Genomic DNA, 23,321 nt, shown 5'->3' with positions numbered 1-23,321 from the left:
AGATGTTAAAGAATTCTCCTAATATCATTTCTGATCTGAAAATGCCCGTATTTTTATTAGCTCCTCCATTTTCATTAAATACCAATGTAAGAAATAATATTTGGATGGAGGAACTGGATGAGTCCGATATCAATGTGAACAGCAAAGTGGCTTTAAGACAGTTCTATAAGCTATATAGCTTTATGTCATCACAATCGTTGGTCTATTTGCTACCATCTGATACTCACCAGGAGCTACAAGATCAAGTATATGTTGCTAACTTGGGAATTATTATTGGAGATGAAGATCCAACTGCAATAGTTGCCAATTTTGCATCAGAAATCAGAAGATCAGAAACACCTATTGGGGTAAGTTTCTTTGAATCATTGGGCTATAAAACGGAAGTTGCCCCCTACTATTTTGAAGGTGAGGCTGAATTAAAACATTTGCATGATAATGTACTGGTCGGTGGTTATGGAATAAGAAGTGATATTAAAACCTATGACTGGATGGAAGAAAAATTCGGCCTCAAGATCGTGAAAGTGGAAGAAAGAGATCCTTATCTTTACCATTTGGATTGCTGCATATTCCCATTGGATAAAGAAAATACGCTCGTTTATACCAGCGGATTCAACAGCGACGAGCTGAAAGAACTGGAAAAAGTAACCAACATTATCAGTATCAGTAAAGATATTGCATACAGTGGGATTTGTAACTCCGTCAGAGTCAATCAGCATATTCTCTGTTCATCTAATATTAATGACCTGAAAGCAGGTACAGAGGAGTATATCTATGAAATGAACAAAAATCATGAGCTGGAAAAAATTTGCTCTAAATTGGCATTAACGCCAAAACTTTTCAATTTATCTGAATATATGAAGAGCGGCGCCCTGCTTTCCTGCATGGTTATGCATTTAAATAGATATTCTTATAAAATACAAGTAATCTAAAAATTGCGATATTAGTTGCAATATAAATTGTATTTTATTGTCATAGGATAAATGTATTCCAAGGATGGAATTAGTCGCTTTTAGGTAGGATGGTAAGTTTTAACATGTTGTCTATACTAGTTAGATTGATAACTTAACAGTGATCAGTATATGAAATATATTATATTCCTTTATTCTTTTATACGTAAACAAAAAACAGCATTGGTGCTGGCTATTGTTTTTACGGTAGTGGCAGCTTTAGCGGAGGTTTTATTCCCATTTCTGGTTCAGGAATTAGTCAATACTTTATTGAAGGATAAGCTAATTCTTTCTTTCTCATTTAATGAATTAATTGCTTCTCTAATCGCCGTATCATTATTGATTGTCATCAGTCACGCTATTATTATTTGGATGCAAACAATTAATGCATCAGAACTGAGTTATAACATGAGGAAATCGCTAGTCGATTCTTTCCTCTCTTTTCCCTATCATATCACTAGAAAATTTCATTCAGCAAATCTGGCATTTAGAATAAAAAATGATACTTACCTTGTATCAGATAGAGTTAGAGATTTATATAGCGAATTTCTCTATGATACGTTATCAATAATCGGCCCATTTATTGCTATGGCCCTGATTGATATTAAATTGGCTATTTTGGCGTTTATGATGGTTTGTCTGACTACTTTAATCAGCAAGCCAATTACTAACCGAGTGGCTGTTTATGAAAGAATTCTGCAAATTTATAATTCACGATTAACCGGTGTCATCCAAGAATCTCTTTCTTGGATCAAATCTGTCAAGATTTTCAATTCTGAAGAGTCGGAGAAAAAGAGAATTAATGATGCTAATACTAAAGTGAAAAATATTGAGAGGATCACCGGGCTGTTTATGTCCCTGTCTATTCCTCTTGGCTTTTTTGCACAGTTAGCATCGACAATTGCTGTACTGTGGTATGGTGGTTTGTTATTGATGGATGGAACGATCAACCCTGGTAACTTTGTGGCTGCATTTACCTATGAACAATTAATGTCTGATTCCATTAAGAGATACAGTAATCATTTAAATAAATTTGCTTCACTCAAATCGTTGTTGGACAGGGTCTTAGAATTGTTGGGCGCTTATCAACCAAACAATCGCAAACAGAGCCAATCAGTGGAAAATTGTAGTGCTAGTGCTAGTGCTATTGATATCAATGTCAAGAAATTCTCCTATAACGACAGAGATACTTTGTTCAAAGATATGAATATCTCTATACAAAAAGGAGAACGAGTTCTTATCGTCGGTGATAATGGTCAAGGTAAAAGTACAATATTTGACATTGTGACTGGTTTAACACCATTAAACGAAGGTTATGTTTCAATTTTTGGTGAAGTTCTGGATAATCCCGATTCTCAGCGTTGGTTGCAAAAATTTGGTGTGATGTCACAACAGACTCAGATTATAAAAGGCACATTATACGATAATCTGCACATTGCCAATACAGAATCAACCAGGGAAGAGATGATTTCTGCGTTGATTAAAGCCGGTGGTAATGAACTGTTAGGTAAACTGAAGGATGGCCTGGATTCATATATTGACGAAAAAGGTTCTTCCTTGTCGGGCGGTGAAAGGCAGGTTATTGGGTTAGCGCGTTTGTACCTCAAGACGCCAGAAATACTGCTATTTGATGAACCTACGACCTATCTGGACAATAGTAAAATAAATAGCTTTGCCGAGTCATTGAACAATATCGTTCGTGGTAAAACTGTGCTTATGATAAGCCATGATCCGCGTGTATTTAGACTGGCTGAGCGAGTAATCCGAATCGACAAAGGGAAAATTGCATTCGATGGTTCCCTACAAGAATATATGGAGCAAGCAAGAGCAAACTAATTTGCTTACTTTTTCAGGCCCGCATTTGGCGGGCCATCTGCGTTTCATCCATAATTACACAAACCTACGTATAGTCTCTATATTCAAAATTCAAAACGGTTTCAGCAAATTCCCCTAGTTCGATCTCAGAATTTTCAAATTTCGGATGGTAATTTTTCCATAAATCGACATATCTTCCTTCTATCCAAGGTGGGGATACTGGCGAACCATCTAGCCAGAATTGTATGCAGGATTGAACCCTTGGATCTTTCCTATTTCGGTATATCCATCTCAGTTCTTTGTTGGTATATGAGTCTTTTCCTTTGTTGATTCTTGGGTTGCTTTTTTTATTGATAGCATTCTCCATATCTATTCCATCTAAGATAAAATGGATACTTGCATGGTTTAGTGAGTGAGAAAACCAAGATAACCCAGCTTTACATTTTCGGCTTGTTATTCTTCTAGGGTAGTAAACGTTCCCATTATTGTAATCAATATTATAGTTATCTTCTTGATTGAGTATATCTTTGTATTTCCAGTGTTTCATTACCGCCGTTGTAAAGCTTTCTTGATTATGAGGAATCTGTTGTCCGTACATCTTACGTACCTCAATTTCATTTTGAGTAATTGAATATCTATCAAGGGTTGATATGTTATTAGAATCAAGAAATAACTGAAATTCTAGGCATTTTTTAGCATATTGTTTTCTCTCGTCATCTAACCCAAATATAAGATCCCCTGATTTAAAAGAAATTTTAAATGGTTGATAAAATGGCATATTATCCTCTACTCTCTATTTTCATGTGGATTATTTTACATAAACACATTGAATAATGTTACTGATTTTTTATGGAACTTTTTTAGCTAATTACTCCCATGTCATGAATAAATAATCATATATTAAAAAAACAAATCAAATTCAAATAAAACAATTTAACCTTGACTAATGATAAATAAATTTTTCTAATAATATGGATATTACGATAATAATTCACAGATAAGAGGATAGTTATGATTATTTTTGTGACAGGTGCAACTTCGGGTTTTGGTGAAGCAATTGCAAGAAAATTTATCAAACATGGCTCCATCGTCATCGCAACAGGGCGCCGTAAGGACAGATTAGATCAGTTAAAAAAGGAATGGGGCGAAAACTTCCACCCCATTCAACTCGATGTGAGAGATCGCTTTGCGATCGAACAGACAATTCAACATCTACCAACTACCTTACGTAATATAGACGTTCTTGTGAATAATGCAGGGCTGGCGTTAGGGTTAGAACCCGCTCACCTGGCTAATCCTGATGACTGGGAAACTATGATTGATACCAATACAAAAGGATTAGTGAACATGACGCGAGCTTTGTTGCCTAATATGGTACAAGCCAATCACGGACACATTATTAACATTGGTTCTACCGCAGCAAATTGGCCTTATGCTGGCGGTAACGTATATGGTGCTACCAAAGCCTTTGTCAAACAATTCAGTTTAGGGTTGCGCGCTGACTTACATGGAAAGAATATTCGGGTCACCGATATTGAACCTGGATTGGTTGGAGGAACCGAATTTTCTCATATTCGTTTTAAAGGCAATCAGGAAAAAGTTGATAAAACTTATGCAAGCGCCGATGCACTGACGGCGGACGATATTGCCGAAGCGGTATTTTGGGTTGTTAACCTGCCTTCTCGCGTCAATATTAATACACTGGAAATGATGCCAGTTTGTCAGTCATTCGCGGGTTTAAGTGTATATAGGGACTAATAGTTTTTTAGCAGTTTCGTTAAATGGCTTAGTCTTATAGTTTAAGTAACATTGTATTTAAGAGTGTTTAAGTAACATCGTAAAAGAGGTTCAAAAATGAATGTTCGTTCTTTGATTGTTAAAAGTGTTTCTACTATTGCTCTGGTATTCTCTTTCTTTTGGCAGACGTCTGCATTCTCTACGCCATGTGCATCAGAAAGTACGTGTGTAACCATCAATGGTGGAGAAACTTCCTTGAGCAAAGAAATGGCTCGTCAAAGCAAAGAAGAATGGAATGAACAGAGAGGATTGCGCCATAAAGCGAACAAACGTAAAGAAAAAGAGTTTGATAAGTATGAAGTGGAAGCTGATAATCGTGAAGCCTGTTTAAAAAGTGTCGATATTAATGCTTATTGGGAACTGAGCACAAAACGTTGTCTGGATATCAATACAGGCCGCCCGATTAAACCTTAATAAAATCAACACCGACATCAAGATAAGGAGAAGATGGTGAAAAAGATCCTACTGACCGGGGCTTTGTTTTTTGCGCTTTCGTCCTTTACAGTGCAAGCTTCACAAAAGATAACATGTGAAAACTTGAAAGAAGAGATTGCGCAGAAAATCATTAAAAATGGTGTTTCAAAAACGGATTTTAGACTTGACTTGGTTCCTAGTGATCAAGTTACTGAAAGCAATCCGACAAGTGGAAAAGTTGTTGGGTATTGTGATTATGGTAAACAAAAAATAGTCTATGTCCGTCTTTCCCATGATAAGAAAGGCCAAGAGTAATATTCTTTCTGACTTTCAGAAAAGGGAGCATAATTCGCTCCCTTTTTACTTCTATTTTTAATCATCAACTGCCAATATCGCAGAAATATCCAGATAGCAAGATAAGTCGCGTTCTTCTGGCCTTAAGAGATAAGGTATTTCTCCCAACTGTGGAGCCGGTATGTGACGCTGTAACCTTTCCAATACCTTAGCGTAGTATGCTAGTCCTGGATTGATGCGATTAGCAATCCAGCCAATCAGGGGTACACCATCATTCATGATAGATTGCGCCGTTAGAATAGCATGGTTAACACAGCCTGCCTGAATACCAACTACCAAAATGACGGGAAGTTTTTCTTGCACTACCCAATCAGAATAAAACGTTTCATCTTCCAGCAACATACGCCAACCACCGTTACCTTCAATGATGACACGATCTGCTTTATGGCCTAGATTTCTTAGGCCTTTTGTCATTTGAGTAAAATCAGCACGATTTTCTTCTTCATAATTGTTTTCCCAAATAACAGGGTTGATTTCTTCGTAATCCACTTGTACCGGTGAAGATTTATGTATGATTAAGGCATCACGATTACGTATTCCCTCCGGAGTTTCATGTTTTTCTATCGCAATAGGTTTATATCCTACTGCGGTTGTTCCTTCACGATTAAAGACTTGCAATAATGCGCGGGTAACAACTGTTTTACCGATGTTGGTATCCGTGCCTGTAACAAATAAGCGCGTTAACATAAATTCATTTTTCCGTAATAACAGAATAGGTTGACCGGTTACTTACTCTCTTTAACGAGCAAGGTTAGAGTGTAGGAGATGTGTTTAAGATAGGGGTTGCGTTAGCTCAATGTTTTGTGTGATGAGTATTATCCTTGCATGAGCTCGAGCAGTAATTCACCGTTATACAATGCTTGTTTAATTAAGGCTGCCGCAGGTAATGTGCCTGTATTGTCAAATTGGGTAGCCATAATATCAACTTGTTGGCTATAGCCAGGAAGTGAACGTTGTGCTATATGCTGTTGAATAGCAGGATAGAGAATGTGTTTAATGCTGTTCAGCGGCGAACCAATCAAGATCCTTTCGGGGTTAAAGATATTGACCATAATCGCCATGATGCGCCCAATTCGTTCTCCTGCATCACAAACGATTTCTGTTGCCCGTGGATCACCCTCTATAGCTGCCTGACAAAGTGAATCAATTGTCAAGGTGCCAGATTGTCTTTCCGTCTGGGAGTGAAATTTTTGCAAAATTTTTTTGATACCCACCACCGTTTCAAGACAACCGATATTACCACAGTAACAATGTTCGCCATTGGATTCGATTTGAATGTGCCCAATTTCTACGACACTGTGGTTTCCTGCATGGAGCATTTGCCCCGCAGTCATAATTCCTGCGCCAACATTGTCATCTATAACAATCTGGATAAGATTCTGGTAGTTTTTCCCTGCCCCATATAAAGACTCTGCAATTGTCCATGCGGCTATGCCATGTTGCAGAAAAATTGGCAGTCCTGTGCGTTGGTGTAAAAATTTTCCCAGAGGAAGATCGTGGATATCGTAGTATGGTGAACTATGGATAATCCCATTAACCGGATCTACTATCGCATTGATAGTAATGCTGATTGCTGTTAAGCGTTCCAGGGAAAATTGATGACACAAAAAGAAGTTATCAATCTCATTGACGACACAATCTAAGAAAGAGCAATTCTGAGGCACAGAGAATACTGATTGCTTTTCAACGACGAGATTACTGCTCAAGTCACGAAGCCCAATGACAATATGCCCTTCGTCAATGCGAATACATAAAAATTGCCACCCTTCACTATCTACTTTCAGTCCAACAGCAGGACGTCCTCTGAAACCGAGGTCAGGGAATTCAGTTTCTTTCACTAAATGTGCATCAATGAGTTCCCGCGTGATTTTAGTAATGCTGGCTGGTGCCAATTGAGCTTTTTTGGAAAGAGCAATACGTGAGATAGGCCCATATTGATCAATTAATCGATAAACCAACCCAATGTTGGTCTGTTTGATTTGATCAATATGACTTGGTTGAATATCAACACTCACCTCGCCTCCTGCATTTAATTCACGTCGCTAAAAAATTAATAATAACGATTATGTCTCTGTTTAAATGAGAAGATATCCGTTTAAGGTAGAAATGTGATCTTTCACACGAACTTATCGTGATTATTACTTTTGATGAACAATTTCATCTATTAGCTTCATCCACAATATTTGAAATCAGGAGATGAGTTAACCGATCTGCCGCAGCACTGTTATTGTAATTTTTATGTTTAACCAGCCAAACTTCGGAGTAAGCAGGATTGTTTGCTAAAGGCAGATATTGAACTCCATCCAGTTTCATTCGGGTAAACGACTCCGTAATAATACTTACCCCTAATCCCGCAGCGACTAATCCTAATATCGTCATGGCTTCCCCTGCTTCCTGAGAAATCGTTGGAACCACTCCCACATTAGCCAATAAGGAAATAATTTCATCATACAGTGCCGTTCCTACATCGCGCTCAAAAAACACCAGTGGATAATCAGATAGGATTTCCAAATTAACACCTTCATTAGCGTACTTCAGCAGAGGATGATCATCATATACAGCCAACATAAAACGCTCGCGGAAGAGTAACTGATGTTCCAGGTTATCGGGCAATGATGTATTACGCATAATCCCTATATCGATTCTGCCTGTCTGCAAAGGCGCTATTTGTTGTTTAGTATTCATTTGATGCATATGGATGGCGACATCAGGATAACGTTCCCGGAATTGACGTAAACTCAGTGTTACTTTTTGCATAAAAGGTGTGGTGGATGTAAAGCCAATCGATATCTCCCCTAACTCCCCTTGCTGCATTCTGGCAGCTTTGGTTGCTGCAGCATCAACTTGGGAAATGATTTGATAGGCTTCCTGAAGAAACATATGTCCGGCAGGTGTTAAATTAACATTTCTGTTATTACGCACCAGTAATTGGGCATTTATATTCGCTTCCAGCGCTTGGATCTGCTGGCTTAATGGTGGTTGTGAAATATTCAATCGTTCTGCTGCTCGTCCAAAATGCAGCTCTTCTGCTACAGCAATGAAGTAACGCAAGTGTCTGAGTTCAATATTAGTAGTCATTATTTATTACCCTATTGATATTTTAAAGATATCATTTTTAATGATTAATATATTAGACAAAATATTCATGAATTTCTATCCTTGATCTACATCAAGTAATTAACGTTTGTTTTACCTAGATAAGGAAGTAGCGTGAATACAATCCAAAGCGTCAGTGAAAAATCAGCAGTCTCTGGCGTCGAAAGAGATGTTGAAAACACGATTAATCAAGGACATAAAAGTAAACAGCCTTACATTCAACGTGAAGATGCTGTATACCTGCGAGTCACTTTCTCGTTCTTTGCCGTAGGGCTGGCAACATTTGCGTTACTCTATTTTGTTCAACCCATTTTGCCAATTTTGTCAGATGAATTTGACATCTCGCCAGCCAATAGTAGTTTGGCTTTATCCCTTTCCACCGGAATGTTATCTCTCGGTCTATTGATAACTGGTCCTTTATCCGATGCACTTGGTCGTAAACATGTCATGGTAGTATCACTTATTGCCACCGCCATTTTTACTCTCTTAAGCTCTGTCGTAACAAGTTGGCATGGGATTTTGTTTATGCGCGCACTAGTGGGTTTATCATTAAGTGGTGTTGCCGCTGTCGCGATGACTTATTTAAGTGAAGAGATCCATCCTAGTTATGTAACCTTATCTATTGGCCTCTATATCAGCGGTAATTCAATAGGGGGAATGAGCGGACGTTTAATTACTGGTGTGATCGCTGATCACTATTCATGGCGGATCGCCGTTATCTTACTTGGTACATTTGCTTTAATCTCCGCCATTGCGTTTTGGAAAATGTTACCGGAATCCAGGCACTTTAAATCCAGCTCATTAAGACCTAAATCATTACTCATCAATTTGAAGCTACATCTCCGTGATCAAGGTCTTCCTCTGCTATTTGCCGAAGCTTTTCTGCTTATGGGAAGTTTTGTCACTATGTTTAATTACATTGGTTATCGATTATTAGAAGCACCTTATCATTTAAGCCAGACTATTGTTGGTTTGCTATCTGTCGTCTATTTAACAGGAACTTACAGTGCAACTAAAGCCGGCAGATTAATAAGCAAGCATGGAAGAGGAAAAGTATTGCTGGCAGCTATTAGTATGATGCTAATAGGTTGCTTAATCACCCTATTCTCCCCTATCTGGGCAGTAATATTGGGAGTAATGATATTGACAACAGGCTTCTTTGCCGCTCATGCAGTTGCTAGTGGATGGATAGGACAGAGAGCCAAGCGCGCCAAAGCACAAGCTTCATCACTCTATTTATTCTGTTATTACTCTGGTTCCAGTATTGCTGGGACATTAGGTGGAATATTCTGGTCCTATTTTGCATGGAACGGCGTTGCTGCATTTATTTCATTATTAATGATAATTGCTATTTATTTAGGCTTAAGACTCAATAAATTACCAAAATAATAGAATATAGCGGCCGGCATCAATTTGATTTAAATAATCAATGTCGGCTTCTTTAAGCAATACATTTAAAACATTCTGAATTATTCATTGCTTATCTGATACCTGAAATATTTTTTAATAATAGGATTCAATCGGTAGCACTAAAACTTTTGTTAAATATCCATCAATAATTTCAATACATCCTTCTTTTTTTAGAGCGAATAAAACACGTTGTATACAACTGCGTGAAAGTGTGCATCTTTGTTCTATATATTTAATTGTCGTAATGTTTTCTCTGAATTCTGCCGGCAAGGTCATCAGGCGAGATAACAAACTACACACGACTTCCCTATTTCCATGACGGAAGAGACTAATATCCCTGGCATATAAGAAAGATATTTTATAGGAAATTATTCTCATCCACTCTCTATAGAGATCATGCTTTTTTATGGCATTCAATGCACTAACTCGAGGAATTTGATAAAGTTTACAATTTTCCCCTAGCTCAATGGAATAATAGATTTCCGCTCCAGAATAGAAAGATAAACCGATAATGTAGGGTGAAAAAAGTGTAGCAATGATTAAATTGTCGTTGATTCTGCGCATATTGATATATCCTTTCTCTAATAAAAAAAACTTAGCAAATTCATTTTCTATTTTAATTACTTTTCCTTGTGTTGATAAATCAGCTGTGATCAATTCGGAGTGTGGTAACAATGCATCGATCACTTTCTTAAAGGAATTTACTGGTTTAACTAATCTTTTCATATTTTACAACCTTGGTGTATGACCCACTCTATCAATCATCTAATTTTCAATTAATGTGTTATTTGTTTTTTATCACAATGCTAAATTATTTCGCAATAGGTGTTTTCTTTTTTAGTTAGTTTTTGGAGTAGTGAGTTGTGGATTTTTTTGTGGGTTGATTTTATACTAAAAGTATGTTGTAACTAAATATAGCTCAGTAACATCGTCGATGTAACATCGTCGATGGTTGAAAATTATCATGAATAAGTATTTTTCAATAGAATTACTTACAAATTGCTTTAAAAAACAAGAAGAAAAGCTATCTTCACTGGTTGAGTTGTTAATGAGTTATCAGCTTATTGATGCACGGGTATTTGAATTACCGAAAATTGAAAAAGGTGAAGAACATGAACAAATAACTGAAATTATGGTCAATCAGCTACAGGGAAATGAAGCGCTCAATGTAGGTTTACACTTCTATCAGAAGCTATTCATACATCATAATAATCCTAATGTCAGCAGTAAAGCTGCGAGCCGCCTGCCTGGAGCCTTGTGTTTTGCTGTTAACCACCAGCAATATAAAGAAGCCATGGAAGTCATTAATGAAGTAAACCAATTAAAAATAGAGTTAGAAAATATCGTTACCAAAGAATCAGGTATCAGTAAAGAACAACGATTTGAATTTGTTCATGATCATTTGCGCGGCCTTATTACCCTGAATGCCTATCGCTCTATCACACCTCTATTAAACCCTGATTCCATTAATTTTGGCTGGGCTAATAAGAACATCATTAATAAAGTCACCAAACAACAAATTTTGGAAAGGCTGGAGAAAAGCTACAATGCGGGCAGAGCAGTCCCACCCTACTCCTATGATCAATGGGCAGCATTGGTGGCATTGGAGATTACAGATATTAAAAAATTACCCGATGATGTGGTATTGAAAATTAAACGACCAGTAAAAGTACAACCTATTACTCGTGTATGGTATTCAGAAATACAAAAGCAAATCCAATATGCTTGTCCGGTTCCTGTGATTGTTTTCTACACAGAAGAAAGTGAAATCAAACCCAAACTCGGCACTTTGTCTAACTACAATGCCAACGCAATTAAACATAAGTATAAGCCCAAAGCGAAGCCACTTGAGTTGGTCATTCCCCGCTTACATCTCTACAAAGAAATTTGAGAAATAAAAAACCGGAGTAAATGCTTTCCGGTTTTTTCATTTTTGCTTATGTGCTTATAGAGTAAGCATTACTTCATACTGCCAACCATATCTTCTGGACGAACCCACGCATCAAATTCAGTTTCAGTTAAATACCCTAACTGGAGTGCTGACTGTTTCAGCGTCAGGCCTTCTTTATGCGCTTTTTTAGCAATTTCAGCAGCCTTGTCGTAACCAATATGAGTATTTAATGCCGTTACCAGCATCAGTGATTCATTCAGCAATTGGGTGATGCGATCACGATTAGGTTCAATACCAATAGCACAATGCTCATTGAAACTACGCATACCATCCGCCAGCACACGAACGGATTGCAGGAAGTTATGAATAACCATTGGGCGGAATACGTTCAGTTCAAAGTTACCAGACGAACCACCAATGTTAATTGCCACATCATTACCCATCACTTGAGCGCATAACATGGTCATCGCTTCACACTGAGTTGGGTTCACTTTGCCTGGCATGATAGAGCTGCCTGGCTCATTTTCAGGAATGGAAATTTCACCAATACCACAACGAGGGCCAGAGGCCAACCAACGAACATCGTTAGCAATCTTCATCAATGATGCAGCCAAACCTTTCAATGCACCGTGTGAATGAACCAGCGCGTCACAAGTTGCCAACGCTTCAAATTTATTTGGCGAAGTGACAAAAGGATGACCCGATAATTCAGCAATTTTCTGTGCAACACGAACAGCATATTCAGGGTGGGTATTCAGACCAGTTCCTACCGCAGTTCCTCCCAGAGCCAGTTCACACACATGAGGAATACTCTCTTCAATGTGTTTCAAGTTATGCGTCAACATAGCTGCCCAGCCGGAAATTTCCTGGCCTAAAGTCAATGGCGTTGCATCTTGTAAGTGAGTACGGCCAATTTTTACGATGTCTTTAAATGCTTCCGCTTTATCTGCCAGAGTTTTTTGGAGTACTTTTAACTCTGGTAACAGGTGTTCACGCAATGCAGTAACGGCTGCAACATGCATGGCCGTTGGGAAAACGTCATTAGAGCTTTGGCTCTTGTTAACATCATCATTAGGATGAATCAGACGTTCATTGCCCCTTTTACCACCAAGGATCTCACTACCACGGTTCGCCAACACTTCATTCATATTCATGTTGCTTTGAGTTCCCGAACCGGTCTGCCAGATAGCAAGAGGGAATTCTGTTGAGTGTTTGCCTTCTAACACCTCTTTCGCCGCCGCGATAACTGCTTCGCCACGCTCTTTAGGCAAAAGGCCCAGATCCATATTAACGCTGGCCGCTGCTTGTTTAGTCAATGCAAGGGCATGAATCAATGCAACAGGCATTTTTTCCTGAGAAATGCGGAAATGCTCCAGTGAGCGCTGAGTTTGCGCCCCCCATAATTGGTCAGCAGGTACTTCGATAGGTCCCATTGAGTCTTTTTCAATGCGAGTGGCTGCCATTACTATCTCCTTAGCACACAGAATAATTGAATACGCCGGAATAAACTTTGCAGATAAATTAGTCGGCATTTTCTTATCATGCCATAAATTTATTATCGATAATGCGACCTAACCGTGTTTATTGTATTGTTGTCATATAAATAAGTTACTTTTTATTATAGGAAATTCCGCCATGCTGAAAATGACCAACAAAATCCAACGTTATGACTGGGGAAGTAAAACCGCTCTGACGGATATTTATGGTATCGAGAACGCTGATAATCAGCCAATGGCAGAACTATGGATGGGCGCACATCCAAAATGTAGTTCACTGGTAACAGACCCTCAAACGGGTGAAACTATCGCCTTGAATACTTTGATCAACAAAGAACCAGAGAAATACCTTGGGGAAAAAGTAGCCAAGCAATTCCAGCGCTTGCCTTTCTTGTTCAAAGTATTATGTGCAGCTCAACCACTGTCTATTCAAGTGCACCCTGATAAAACATCAGCAGAAATAGGTTTTGCCAAAGAGAATGCACAAGGGATACCGTTAGACTCAGCACAACGCAACTACAAAGATGATAATCACAAACCTGAATTGGTCTATGCGCTGACGCCATTCAAGGCCATAAATGCTTTTAGACCTTTATCTGAGATAGCGCAATTATTGGATTATGTTTCTGCCGCACATCCAGATATTCAAACATTCCTCCAGCAACCAACTGAACAAAATCTGGCGTTTCTGTTTTCACAATTATTGAATATGCAAGGCGAACAAAAACATTTGGCGATGGCTGTCTTAAAATCAGCATTAAACTGTCATCAGGGCGAACCGTGGGATACCATCAAAAAAATGACCTCATTCTATCCCGATGATAATGGACTGTTTGCACCACTCTTGCTCAATGTCGTTGAACTCGAACCCGGCCAGGCGATGTTCCTATATGCCCGCACTCCCCATGCCTATCTTGATGGCGTCGCTTTGGAGGTTATGGCCAATTCTGACAATGTGTTGCGTGCCGGCTTAACCAGCAAACATATTGATGTCCCTGAATTAATGGCTAATCTGGATTTTATTCCAAAAGCTGCCGATACTTTGCTAACCATACCAAGACCGGAAAAAGATGCGCTGAATTACCCTGTTCCTGTTAATGATTTTTGTTTTTCTGTTTATTCTGTTTCAGAACAACCAATCTCATTGGAAAATGATTCAGCATCGGTTCTATTTTGTGTTGAAGGACAAGCAGTGATCAGCACTGATAAACAGCAGTTGAAATTACTCTCAGGTGAATCAATCTTCTTGCCTGCTATTGAAAAAGCCGTAACTGTTTATGGTAAGGGGAGAATAGCCAGAGTATCTAATTAATTTTATTATACTCATATGGTTATGATTATTTTTATTGATTGTTAATCATATTTTCAGTGAATTTTGACATAAATACAAAACGCATAATACGTCCATGTATACGCGTTAAAAGGATGGGATTTCCACATGAAAAAATCGTTAGTTGCAGTAAGCGTTGTTGTTGCTCTGGGTGCTGTATGGACAGGAGCGTCATGGTATACAGGTAAGAAACTTGAAGATCGTTTAGATGGCTTTATAAAACAGGCAAACACAGAACTGGTAAAATCGTTTCCTGAAAGTGGCATAGAATGGCAAGCAAAAGATTTCAAACGAGGTATTTTCAGCTCCGATGTCCGTTTGATCCTAAACATCAAGAATGGTGTAAAAAATGCCGATATCCCACCCAATGAAGAAATCATTTTCAAATCGACAATTGATCACGGGCCATTTCCCCTCTCTAACTTGAAGAAATTCAACTTGATACCCCAAATGGCCTCTGTCCACGCAGAACTAGAAAAAAATGATGCGTTGAAAAAATTATTTAATATCACAAACGAAAAATCATTGTTTAACTTAAATGCTAAAGTCAGTTATAGCCGTGCGCTCTCTGCTAACATTGAGCTGATCCCTATTAATCATACGGAAGCCACTGAAAATGGTGACCAACGGGTTTTGTCATTTTCAGGCGCAAAAATCAGTGCTGACGTGAATCGTGATCTAAGTGAATTTTCCTTCACAGTCAAAAGTGATGAACTGTCTTTCAGTGATCCTGCCAAAAAAGAGTCAATTTCACTTAAAGAAATTGATTTTAAAGGGGATAATAAAAAAGGTAAATTCGATATCTATACCGGAGATCAAAGCTACAGTATTGGCGAATTCAGCATGAATGGAATTCCTAATGAGCCAAATATGGCTCTTAAAGGAATGAAAGTGACATCCAATTTAGGTGAGGATAAAGACAATCTGAACATCAAAATCGTTTATAGCATTGATGGTGTAAAAATTAAGGATATAGAGTTTGGCTCTGGTAAGTTAGCTCTGGGTATGGAAAAACTCGATGGCCAGTCTGTACGTAAATTTACCCAAGCCTATAATGATGCGGCAGAGGCAGCCTTGACTACGGAGCAAGTATCTTATGATACGACTTCCCTAGCGATCCTCAGTAACTTACATCTCCTCCTGAATAACAATCCACAATTCAGCATTTCTCCTTTTAGTTGGAGAAACAGCAAAGGTGAAAGTTCAGTGGATTTCAACCTTTCCTTACAAAATGTCCCAGAAGATAAAAGTGCATTGCAACTTATGGGACCGGAAGAAATGGTTCGTACTCTGGTTCAAGAATTGTCTTTGCACATTAATGTACCGAAAGCCATGTTGATAGAATCTATTGCGCAGTCAGCGATGTTAGATGGTCAGGATAAAGCAGCCGCAGAAGCTCAGGCAGAACAGCAAGTTCAGATGATGACTCAACAAGGGATTAAATACAAAATCCTGACTGATAAAGACGGTATCATTGGCCTTAACTTCCTCTATGCTAATGATAAAGTCAAATTAAACGACAAAGAGTCCAGCTTACATCAATTCCTGCTTGATAATGGCCTTGCAGAATAGTGCTAGAATAGTGCTTTCACTTTCTTGCCAGTCAACACGTTGGCTGGCTTTTTTGTACATATAAAATTTGATAAGAAGGATAAGAAAATGATTGACATACAGCTTCCACTGACCGATCTTCACCGTCACCTTGACGGTAATATCCGTCCGGAAACCATTTTGGATCTTGCTCGTCAACATAATATCCCACTCCCAGCTTATGAGTTGGAAGCATTACGCCCCCATGTCCAAATCATTGAAAATGAACCTAACCTTGTCAGCTTTCTGCAAAAATTGGATTGGGGTGTGACTGTACTTGCCGATTTAGAAGCTTGCCGCAGAGTCGCCGTTGAAAACGTTGAAGATGCGGTCAATGCGGGTCTTGATTACGCTGAACTGCGTTTCTCCCCTTATTACATGGCCATGAAACATCAACTTCCCGTTGAAGGCATCGTGGAAGCAGTAATCGATGGTATCCACTCAGCAAGCCAGCAACATGATATTCAGATCCGTTTAATTGGTATTCTGAGCAGAACATTTGGGGAAAAAGCGTGCACCGAAGAACTCGCTGGACTTCTTGCTCATAAACAACATATCACCGCATTAGATCTGGCGGGTGATGAATTAGGCTTCCCCGGCCATCTCTTTGAGCAGCATTTTATTCGAGCACGTGACGCAGGTTGGAATATTAGCGTACATGCAGGTGAAGCCGCAGGTGCGGAAAGCATCTGGCACGCTATTCGTGAATTGGGTGCAACTCGTATTGGTCATGGTGTCAAAGCAATCACTGATCCAGCCCTAATGGATTATTTGGCTGAACATGGCATCGGTATTGAATCCTGCCTGACATCAAACTTGCAAACCAGCACCGTCAGTTCCTTACAAGCTCACCCCCTGAAACAGTTCCTTGAGCACGGGATCCTGGCATCAATCAATACAGATGATCCGGCAGTAGAAGGCATCGAAATTCGCCATGAATATAACGTTGCAGCGCCAGCTGCGGGACTGTCTCCAGCGTTGATCCGACAGGCACAGATTAATGGCTTGGCAACTGCATTCCTTAGTGAAGCAGAAAAACAGGCACTGAAAGAAAAAGTCGCCAACCGCTAAGAACTAAGTTGTTCCAAAGGCAGAAAATTACTCTGCCTTTTTTATTTTTAAACGCTGCGCATAACGCTGAGCAAGGACAGCACAAACCATCAATTGGATCTGGTGGAAAATCATCAACGGTAACAACATCACACCGACCATTGGCGCGGGAAATAGTACATTCGCCATTGGTACGCCATTCGCCAGGCTCTTCTTCGAACCACAAAACACAATAGTGATTTCGTCATCTTTGCTAAATCCCAGCAAACGCGAGCTATATACGTTAATTAGTAGTACGATAGCTAATAAAACACAGCAGACGATCCCAATCATAAGCAGTGAATAGGCATCGATTTTATGCCAAATACCTTCCACCACCGCCTCACTAAAGGCAACATAAACCACCAGCAAGATAGAAGAACGATCTGTCATGTTGACCCATTTTTTATGTTTTTCCACCCAACTGGCAATCAGAGGACGCGATAAGTGTCCAGCAATAAAAGGCACCATCAACTGCAAGACAATATCTTTTATCGCTTTCCAGGTATCAGTTTGAACGCCTCCTTCATGAGTTTGGATCAAAAAACCAACCAATAATGGAGACAGGAATACACCTAATAGGCTTGAAGCGGAAGCACTGCATATCGCCGCAGCAACATTCCCCCCGGCAACGGAAGTAAAAGCGATAGCCGATTGCACCGTGGCAGGTAAAACACAAAGATAAAGAAAGCCCATATAAACCGTTGGTGACATCCACTCTGGCACGATGAAACTTAATCCCATTCCCAGTATGGGAAACAAAATAAACGTGCTAGTGAAAATCACCAAGTGCAACCGCCAGTGCCTTATCCCTGCCAAAATGGCATTACGGGATAACTTCGCGCCATGCATAAAAAATAACAACGCAATAGCGGCCGTTGTTAAGTGCTGAAACCACTTTTTAGCTTCACCTTCACAAGGAAAAAACGATGCAATGATGACCACTACAATCAATATAACTAAAAAAGGATCAATTCTTAATTTTTGCAATACGTTCATCAATATAAGCCCCTTGCCCCACCTGCCACCGTTTAATTAGTCAATGAAGATTGTGCGCTGTTCTTTTGCCGATTTTTCACCTGCTTCAATAAGCTTCATAATCAAAATAGCTTCGCTGGCCGTCACTGGGTTCGGTTTTCCAAACAAAATCGCATCACGAATAGCCGCATAATAAGCGCCATAATTACCAGGTATAGTAGGAACAACTTTCGTAACCAAGTCATCATCTTGTGACAACGTCACATAACCATCCCGTGCATCATATCCCCAGTCAGCCCGTGGTGGCCTTTCCCCTACCTTTAAACGCTCTTCTTGAGGATCCAGACCATACTTGGTATAACTGCCATCCATACCATGCAATGTATAAACAGGTGATTCTGCTGCTGCAAGCATGGTTGCATGCAACACCACTTTCAAATCAGGATAGGTGAGCTGGGCATGAAAATAATCCGCCGTCTCTGCATCTGGGCGCATCATGCCCAAATCGGTTGTGATAGCTTGTGGTTTGCCAAACAGTTGCACGGCCTGATCCAGTAAATGAGGCGCTAAATCATACCAAATGCCACTACCGGCTCCAGCAGCTTCACGCCAGCGCTGACGAACAGCGGGACGGTAACGATCAAAATGGGATTCATAATATTTCAGGGCTCCCAATTTATTTTCTTTAATAATTGATTTCACTGTCAGAAAACCAGAATCCCAACGACGATTATGGAATACAGATAGCAACAAATTGGCTTCTTCCGCTTGCTTTTTCAGTGATTGGGCCTGTGCTACCGTAATGGTAAAAGGCTTATCAACGATGACATGTTTACCTGCCGCCAACGCCTGTTGTGCCAATGGGTAGTGAGTATCATTTGGTGTTGGGATCACAATAAGGTCAATGTTGGGATCACGGAAGAGTTCCTCTGGAGAGGAAACGACTGATATTGTTGACCAGTCTTTTTTAACTTTATCTGCATCACTGCTGGAAATAGCCACCAATTCAATATTAGGTGTTCCTGCAATCAATGGAGCATGGAACGTTTTACTTGCATAACCATAACCTACCAAACCCACTTTTAAAAAATCACTCATAACTGCCTCTAAAAAATGATCGTAATATCGTAAACACGTAATCAGGCATCAGAAAGTATCACCACCTCTCACACGTTAGCAAATAATCCTGATTCCAGTATTACTCTCTTTTTCTTATAATCATTTTCTCAATATCAAAAACACTCATGATGGAGTGAAAACTTCTTATGTATCAGTCCAATGATTATTATCGTATTAATGGCTGGTTATTAGCGCCTGCCGCGTATCTAATCATGACATTAATTGCTGCCAGTTTGATGTTACTGTTATATATAATGACATTTATCCATAAAAATGAAGCTATTCATCAAATAGGGGGGAGTTTTACCGCGTTGTGGTATGCTTCAGTATTAACCACGACAATGATGTGGTGTTTTACTATATGGGTATTGAAGCTACTTTTTATTCGTTCGAAACGATTCCCACGTATTTTTATTATTTGGCTGATGGTTTCCGTGCTGATAGCGATAAAAACTTTCGCCTTTTCTCCTATTTCTGATGAAATAGCAATTCGTTCCCTATTATGGCCATTACTGGCTGCTGCCGTTTTCATTCCTTATATTAAACGCTCCCATCGGGTGAAAATGACTTTCACACAAGATCGATAACATGCCCCACAATTGATTGTTATCATTGCCCCGCTTCCCCACATTCAGGGTGGGGAATTTCTACTCAAACTATGTAAGTAGTGTTCCATTTTTCCAATATCTTATTTTCAGGTATAGCAATGACTGAATACCTTTTGTTATTTATTGGCACAGTCTTGGTCAATAACTTTGTTTTAGTAAAATTTTTGGGTCTATGCCCATTTATGGGGGTATCCAAAAAACTCGAAACCGCCATCGGTATGGGGCTGGCGACAACTTTTGTTCTTACCCTCGCTTCTATCTGCGCATGGCTGGTAAACACATTTATTCTTGTCCCGCTTGATTTGGTTTATTTGCGAACTCTGAGCTTCATTCTCGTTATTGCGGTTGTCGTTCAGTTTACGGAATTGGTCGTCCGCAAAACCAGCCCGACGCTTTATCGCTTGTTAGGAATTTTCTTGCCACTGATTACAACTAACTGTGCTGTACTTGGTGTTGCATTACTGAATGTCAATCAATCCCACGATTTTTTACAATCTGCTGTATATGGCTTCAGCGCTGCCGCAGGTTTTTCTCTCGTCATGGTGCTGTTTGCTGGCATTCGGGAACGCCTGGCCGTTGCCAATATTCCTGTCCCTTTTCGTGGTTCATCAATAGGGCTTATTACAGCTGGGTTAATGTCCCTGGCATTTATGGGATTTAGTGGTTTGGTGAAATTCTAATGATGTCATTATGGATTGCTATCGGCGTACTAAGCATACTCGGATTAGCCTTTGGCTTAATCCTTGGTTTTGCTGCTCGTCGTTTTAAAGTAGAAGAAGACCCGACTGTTGAAAATATCGACAACTTATTACCCCAGAGTCAATGTGGGCAGTGCGGTTACCCCGGTTGTCGCCCCTATGCGGAAGCGGTTGCCAATAATGGCGAGATGATCAATAAATGCGCCCCCGGTGGAGAGCAAGTGATGATCAAAATCTCTGAATTGCTGGGTGTTGATCCACAACCGTTGGATGGCGACGATAGCGTTCAAAATCCAGCCAGAAAAGTAGCTTTCATTGATGAAGAAAATTGCATAGGCTGCACAAAATGCATTCAGGCTTGCCCTGTAGATGCCATTATCGGTGCAAACCGTGCTATGCACACCGTTGTTGAAGATCTTTGCACAGGCTGTGACCTATGTGTCGCACCTTGCCCAACAGATTGCATTACGATGATCCCCGTTGCTACTACTACCTCAAATTGGAAATGGGATTTAAACACCATTCCAGTAAAAAATATTCCTGTTGAGGTTGAAACCCATGTTTAATCTGTTCAACTTGCTTAACAAAAATAAAATCTGGGATTTTGATGGTGGCATCCATCCACCAGAAATGAAGCTGCAATCTAGCCGTACCCCATTACGCCATGCTCCATTGCCGAATGAATTAATCATCCCTTTACAGCAACATTTGGGACCAGAAGGCGAACTGCTGGTTAAAGTGGGCGATAATGTGCTGAAAGGCCAGGCTTTAACGTTTGGAATGGGCAGAACAGTACCTGTTCATGCTTCCACATCCGGAACAATTATTGCAATTGAGCCTTGCGTCACGGCACATCCTTCAGGGCTAAAAGAATTGTGTGTCCGGTTGCGTCCTGATGGTAAAGATCAATGGGGAGAACGCAATCCAGCCGCTGATTATACGGCACTTAATGCCAATGAAATATTACAACGCATTCAACAAGCCGGTATTGCTGGCTTAGGTGGCGCTGGCTTTCCTACTGAAACAAAACTTAAAGGCGGACGACACAATCTCAACACCCTAATCATCAATGCGGCCGAATGTGAACCTTATATCACCGCTGATGATCGTTTAATGCAAGAACATGCAAAAGAAATTATTGCGGGTATCCGCATCTTAATACATTTGCTTAATCCAAAGCAGGTATTGATCGGCATTGAAGACAACAAACCCGAAGCGATTAATGCCTTAAACGCAGCACTTAGTGGTGATAAATCCATCATTGTGCGTGTCATTCCAACAAAATATCCTTCTGGTGGTGCCAAACAACTGACCAAGATCTTGACCGGAAAAGAAGTACCTTCTGGCGGTCGTTCTTCTGACATCGGCGTTCTTATGCAAAACGTGGGGACAGTTGTGGCGATAAAGCGAGCCATTATTGATGGCGAGCCGTTAATCGAACGTGTAGTTACGCTAACAGGGGACGCTGTCACTTCTCCCGGTAATTTTTGGACTCTCCTCGGCACCCCCGTTCACTTCCTGTTACAACAAGCCGGATTTAACCCAGGATCAGAACAAATGGTCATTATGGGTGGACCATTAATGGGATTCACTTTGCCTGATTTGAATGTCCCCATCGTCAAAATCAGTAACTGTATTCTTGCACCTTCGGTACAAGAGATGGAACCTAAAATCATTGAAGAAGCGTGCATTCGCTGCGGCTTATGTGTTGAAGCATGCCCTGCCGGATTGTTGCCGCAACAACTGTACTGGTTCAGTCAAGGACAAGAACATGAAAAGGCCAAAAATCACCATTTATTCGACTGTATTGAGTGTGGCGCTTGTGCTTATGTATGTCCAAGTAACATCCCCCTGGTTCAATACTACCGACAGGAAAAAGCGGAAATATGGGCGATAGAAGCAGAAGCACGCCGCTCTACCGAAGCTAAGGCACGTTTTGAAGCCAAACAGGCACGTCTGGAACGGGAAAAATTGGCACGTGAAGAACGCCATAAGAAAGCGGCTGTTCAAGTAAATAGCAGTGATAAAAGTGCTGTTCAAGCCGCACTTGCCCGCGCGAAGGAAAAACAGGGAAATACTGGCGAATCTATCATTGTGCAGGCAGGACAATTACCTGACAATACGGCCGCAATTGCAGCACGTAAGGCCAGAAAAGAACAGTTGCGTGCTCGTCAGGCAGAAAAACAAATTACTACAAACTTAGATATAGAAGAAAATACATCAACATCGGTTGAAGACAATGATCCTCGTAAAGCCGCCCTCGCCGCTGCAATAGCCAGGGCAAAAGCGAAAAAGGCAGCACAAAGTGGGGAAGTGACAACGTCATCAGAGGCACCTCAACAAAATAGCGCGGATGATAAACAAGATCCACGCAAGGCGGCCGTTGCTGCGGCTATTGCCCGTGCTAAGGCTAAGAAAGCCGCGCAAAACCAACCGGAATCAATCCTCCCTCAAGTGGGGTCCGCAGAACCGGAAGAAACTGATCCTCGTAAGGCGGCCGTTGCTGCGGCTATTGCCCGTGCTAAGGCTAAGAAAGCCGCGCAAAGCCAACCGGAATCAATCCTCCCTCAAGCGGGGTTCGCAGAACCGGAAGAAGCCGATCCTCGTAAGGCGGCCGTTGCTGCGGCTATTGCTCGTGTCAAAGCTAAAAAAGCCGCTCAGGAAGAACAAGTAATTACAACCGAATAGT

22 protein-coding genes are annotated in these 23,321 nt (G+C 40.3%); 14 read left to right on the top strand and 8 right to left on the bottom strand.

Features of this window, described 5'->3' with window-relative positions; genetic code table 11:
* Positions 1-2 precede the first annotated feature (2 nt).
* Positions 3-929, top strand: a complete 927-nt coding sequence (locus tag IQ209_RS00445; RefSeq protein ID WP_193847955.1) for a dimethylarginine dimethylaminohydrolase family protein — start codon at positions 3-5, stop codon at positions 927-929.
* Positions 930-1,079: 150 nt separating this feature from the next.
* The gene (locus IQ209_RS00440) at positions 1,080-2,783 is read left to right on the top strand and encodes an ABC transporter ATP-binding protein (protein WP_193847953.1); all 1,704 of its coding nucleotides are present in this window, start codon (positions 1,080-1,082) and stop codon (positions 2,781-2,783) included.
* Positions 2,784-2,847: 64 nt separating this feature from the next.
* On the opposite strand, the gene IQ209_RS00435 is transcribed toward IQ209_RS00440, so the two are convergent.
* Entirely contained in the window at positions 2,848-3,540 is a 693-nt protein-coding gene (locus IQ209_RS00435) for a hypothetical protein (protein WP_193847951.1), read from the bottom strand.
* A 233-nt stretch (positions 3,541-3,773) separates the two neighbouring features.
* Here IQ209_RS00435 and ydfG point away from each other — a divergent pair, with 233 nt between their 5' ends.
* The 3 genes from ydfG to IQ209_RS00420 all read left to right on the top strand — a co-directional run bounded on the left by ydfG (position 3,774) and on the right by IQ209_RS00420 (position 5,288).
* Positions 3,774-4,520, top strand: coding sequence for a bifunctional NADP-dependent 3-hydroxy acid dehydrogenase/3-hydroxypropionate dehydrogenase YdfG (gene ydfG, locus IQ209_RS00430; RefSeq protein ID WP_193847949.1), 747 nt, complete (start codon positions 3,774-3,776; stop codon positions 4,518-4,520).
* A gap of 96 nt (positions 4,521-4,616) precedes the next feature.
* Positions 4,617-4,973, top strand: coding sequence for a DUF1283 family protein (locus IQ209_RS00425; protein WP_193847947.1), 357 nt, complete (start codon positions 4,617-4,619; stop codon positions 4,971-4,973).
* 33 nt (positions 4,974-5,006) lie between these two features.
* Positions 5,007-5,288 (top strand): DUF1161 domain-containing protein, encoded by a 282-nt coding sequence (locus IQ209_RS00420; RefSeq protein ID WP_193847946.1) that lies wholly within the window; start codon positions 5,007-5,009, stop codon positions 5,286-5,288.
* Positions 5,289-5,345: 57 nt separating this feature from the next.
* Here the strand turns inward: IQ209_RS00420 and bioD are convergent, their stop codons facing one another.
* The 3 genes from bioD to IQ209_RS00405 all read right to left on the bottom strand — a co-directional run bounded on the left by bioD (position 5,346) and on the right by IQ209_RS00405 (position 8,405).
* On the bottom strand, positions 5,346-6,014 hold the full coding sequence (bioD, locus tag IQ209_RS00415; RefSeq protein WP_193847943.1) for a dethiobiotin synthase: 669 nt from the start codon (positions 6,012-6,014) through the stop codon (positions 5,346-5,348).
* A gap of 128 nt (positions 6,015-6,142) precedes the next feature.
* Positions 6,143-7,342 (bottom strand): ROK family protein, encoded by a 1,200-nt coding sequence (locus tag IQ209_RS00410; RefSeq protein ID WP_193847941.1) that lies wholly within the window; start codon positions 7,340-7,342, stop codon positions 6,143-6,145.
* A 142-nt stretch (positions 7,343-7,484) separates the two neighbouring features.
* Positions 7,485-8,405, bottom strand: a complete 921-nt coding sequence (locus IQ209_RS00405; protein ID WP_193847939.1) for a LysR family transcriptional regulator — start codon at positions 8,403-8,405, stop codon at positions 7,485-7,487.
* A gap of 132 nt (positions 8,406-8,537) precedes the next feature.
* On the opposite strand from IQ209_RS00405, the gene IQ209_RS00400 reads away from it, so the two are divergent.
* Entirely contained in the window at positions 8,538-9,812 is a 1,275-nt protein-coding gene (locus IQ209_RS00400; protein WP_193847937.1) for an MFS transporter, read from the top strand.
* Positions 9,813-9,926: 114 nt separating this feature from the next.
* Here the strand turns inward: IQ209_RS00400 and IQ209_RS00395 are convergent, their stop codons facing one another.
* Positions 9,927-10,559 carry a helix-turn-helix domain-containing protein gene (locus IQ209_RS00395; RefSeq protein WP_193847934.1) on the bottom strand — a complete coding sequence of 211 codons (633 nt, stop codon included), beginning with the start codon at positions 10,557-10,559 and terminating at the stop codon, positions 9,927-9,929.
* A 238-nt stretch (positions 10,560-10,797) separates the two neighbouring features.
* Between IQ209_RS00395 and tus the strand changes: the two genes are divergently transcribed.
* Positions 10,798-11,724, top strand: a complete 927-nt coding sequence (tus, locus tag IQ209_RS00390; protein WP_193847933.1) for a DNA replication terminus site-binding protein — start codon at positions 10,798-10,800, stop codon at positions 11,722-11,724.
* Positions 11,725-11,792: 68 nt separating this feature from the next.
* Here tus and fumC read toward each other — a convergent pair whose 3' ends face one another.
* The gene (gene fumC / locus IQ209_RS00385; RefSeq protein ID WP_193847931.1) at positions 11,793-13,187 is read right to left on the bottom strand and encodes a class II fumarate hydratase; all 1,395 of its coding nucleotides are present in this window, start codon (positions 13,185-13,187) and stop codon (positions 11,793-11,795) included.
* Positions 13,188-13,359: 172 nt separating this feature from the next.
* On the opposite strand from fumC, the gene manA reads away from it, so the two are divergent.
* From manA to add, 3 genes are all read left to right on the top strand, one after another.
* Complete coding sequence (manA, locus tag IQ209_RS00380) at positions 13,360-14,532, top strand: mannose-6-phosphate isomerase (protein WP_193847929.1); 1,173 nt, start codon at positions 13,360-13,362, stop codon at positions 14,530-14,532.
* 126 nt (positions 14,533-14,658) lie between these two features.
* Positions 14,659-16,122 (top strand): YdgA family protein, encoded by a 1,464-nt coding sequence (locus IQ209_RS00375; RefSeq protein WP_193847927.1) that lies wholly within the window; start codon positions 14,659-14,661, stop codon positions 16,120-16,122.
* Positions 16,123-16,209: 87 nt separating this feature from the next.
* The gene (gene add / locus IQ209_RS00370) at positions 16,210-17,211 is read left to right on the top strand and encodes an adenosine deaminase (protein ID WP_193847925.1); all 1,002 of its coding nucleotides are present in this window, start codon (positions 16,210-16,212) and stop codon (positions 17,209-17,211) included.
* A 27-nt stretch (positions 17,212-17,238) separates the two neighbouring features.
* Here the strand turns inward: add and IQ209_RS00365 are convergent, their stop codons facing one another.
* Entirely contained in the window at positions 17,239-18,228 is a 990-nt protein-coding gene (locus IQ209_RS00365) for a bile acid:sodium symporter family protein (protein WP_193847923.1), read from the bottom strand.
* A 36-nt stretch (positions 18,229-18,264) separates the two neighbouring features.
* On the bottom strand, positions 18,265-19,305 hold the full coding sequence (locus IQ209_RS00360; RefSeq protein WP_193847921.1) for an oxidoreductase: 1,041 nt from the start codon (positions 19,303-19,305) through the stop codon (positions 18,265-18,267).
* Between the two features lie 167 nt (positions 19,306-19,472).
* Here IQ209_RS00360 and IQ209_RS00355 point away from each other — a divergent pair, with 167 nt between their 5' ends.
* From IQ209_RS00355 to rsxC, 4 genes are all read left to right on the top strand, one after another.
* On the top strand, positions 19,473-19,913 hold the full coding sequence (locus IQ209_RS00355) for a DUF2569 domain-containing protein (protein WP_193847919.1): 441 nt from the start codon (positions 19,473-19,475) through the stop codon (positions 19,911-19,913).
* 119 nt (positions 19,914-20,032) lie between these two features.
* Complete coding sequence (gene rsxA / locus IQ209_RS00350; RefSeq protein WP_189760139.1) at positions 20,033-20,614, top strand: electron transport complex subunit RsxA; 582 nt, start codon at positions 20,033-20,035, stop codon at positions 20,612-20,614.
* Positions 20,614-21,198 carry an electron transport complex subunit RsxB gene (rsxB, locus tag IQ209_RS00345; RefSeq protein ID WP_193847917.1) on the top strand — a complete coding sequence of 195 codons (585 nt, stop codon included), beginning with the start codon at positions 20,614-20,616 and terminating at the stop codon, positions 21,196-21,198. Before rsxA ends, rsxB begins: the two co-directional genes overlap by 1 nt.
* Positions 21,191-23,320, top strand: coding sequence for an electron transport complex subunit RsxC (gene rsxC, locus IQ209_RS00340; RefSeq protein ID WP_193847915.1), 2,130 nt, complete (start codon positions 21,191-21,193; stop codon positions 23,318-23,320). Before rsxB ends, rsxC begins: the two co-directional genes overlap by 8 nt.
* The last annotated feature ends 1 nt before the right edge of the window (position 23,321 follow it).

Source organism: Xenorhabdus sp. BG5, assembly GCF_015163665.1.
Classification (GTDB): domain Bacteria; phylum Pseudomonadota; class Gammaproteobacteria; order Enterobacterales; family Enterobacteriaceae; genus Xenorhabdus.
Note: the sequence above shows the minus strand (reverse complement) of the source record. Positions and strands in the feature narration are given on the sequence as shown.

Bases quoted from the DNA above. Each gene is read 5' to 3' on its own strand.
- manA (WP_193847929.1), top strand. From the start codon at position 13,360: ATGCTGAAAATGACCAACAAAATCCAACGTTATGACTGGGGAAGTAAA.
- IQ209_RS00440 (WP_193847953.1), top strand. From the start codon at position 1,080: ATGAAATATATTATATTCCTTTATTCTTTTATACGTAAACAAAAAACA.
- rsxA (WP_189760139.1), top strand. From the start codon at position 20,033: ATGACTGAATACCTTTTGTTATTTATTGGCACAGTCTTGGTCAATAAC.
- IQ209_RS00405 (WP_193847939.1), bottom strand. From the start codon at position 8,405: ATGACTACTAATATTGAACTCAGACACTTGCGTTACTTCATTGCTGTA.
- tus (WP_193847933.1), top strand. From the start codon at position 10,798: ATGAATAAGTATTTTTCAATAGAATTACTTACAAATTGCTTTAAAAAA.
- ydfG (WP_193847949.1), top strand. From the start codon at position 3,774: ATGATTATTTTTGTGACAGGTGCAACTTCGGGTTTTGGTGAAGCAATT.
- IQ209_RS00395 (WP_193847934.1), bottom strand. From the start codon at position 10,559: ATGAAAAGATTAGTTAAACCAGTAAATTCCTTTAAGAAAGTGATCGAT.
- IQ209_RS00365 (WP_193847923.1), bottom strand. From the start codon at position 18,228: ATGAACGTATTGCAAAAATTAAGAATTGATCCTTTTTTAGTTATATTG.
- add (WP_193847925.1), top strand. From the start codon at position 16,210: ATGATTGACATACAGCTTCCACTGACCGATCTTCACCGTCACCTTGAC.
- IQ209_RS00420 (WP_193847946.1), top strand. From the start codon at position 5,007: ATGGTGAAAAAGATCCTACTGACCGGGGCTTTGTTTTTTGCGCTTTCG.
- rsxC (WP_193847915.1), top strand. From the start codon at position 21,191: ATGTTTAATCTGTTCAACTTGCTTAACAAAAATAAAATCTGGGATTTT.
- IQ209_RS00435 (WP_193847951.1), bottom strand. From the start codon at position 3,540: ATGCCATTTTATCAACCATTTAAAATTTCTTTTAAATCAGGGGATCTT.
- IQ209_RS00445 (WP_193847955.1), top strand. From the start codon at position 3: ATGTTAAAGAATTCTCCTAATATCATTTCTGATCTGAAAATGCCCGTA.
- rsxB (WP_193847917.1), top strand. From the start codon at position 20,614: ATGATGTCATTATGGATTGCTATCGGCGTACTAAGCATACTCGGATTA.
- IQ209_RS00360 (WP_193847921.1), bottom strand. From the start codon at position 19,305: ATGAGTGATTTTTTAAAAGTGGGTTTGGTAGGTTATGGTTATGCAAGT.
- IQ209_RS00375 (WP_193847927.1), top strand. From the start codon at position 14,659: ATGAAAAAATCGTTAGTTGCAGTAAGCGTTGTTGTTGCTCTGGGTGCT.
- IQ209_RS00355 (WP_193847919.1), top strand. From the start codon at position 19,473: ATGTATCAGTCCAATGATTATTATCGTATTAATGGCTGGTTATTAGCG.
- IQ209_RS00425 (WP_193847947.1), top strand. From the start codon at position 4,617: ATGAATGTTCGTTCTTTGATTGTTAAAAGTGTTTCTACTATTGCTCTG.
- fumC (WP_193847931.1), bottom strand. From the start codon at position 13,187: ATGGCAGCCACTCGCATTGAAAAAGACTCAATGGGACCTATCGAAGTA.
- bioD (WP_193847943.1), bottom strand. From the start codon at position 6,014: ATGTTAACGCGCTTATTTGTTACAGGCACGGATACCAACATCGGTAAA.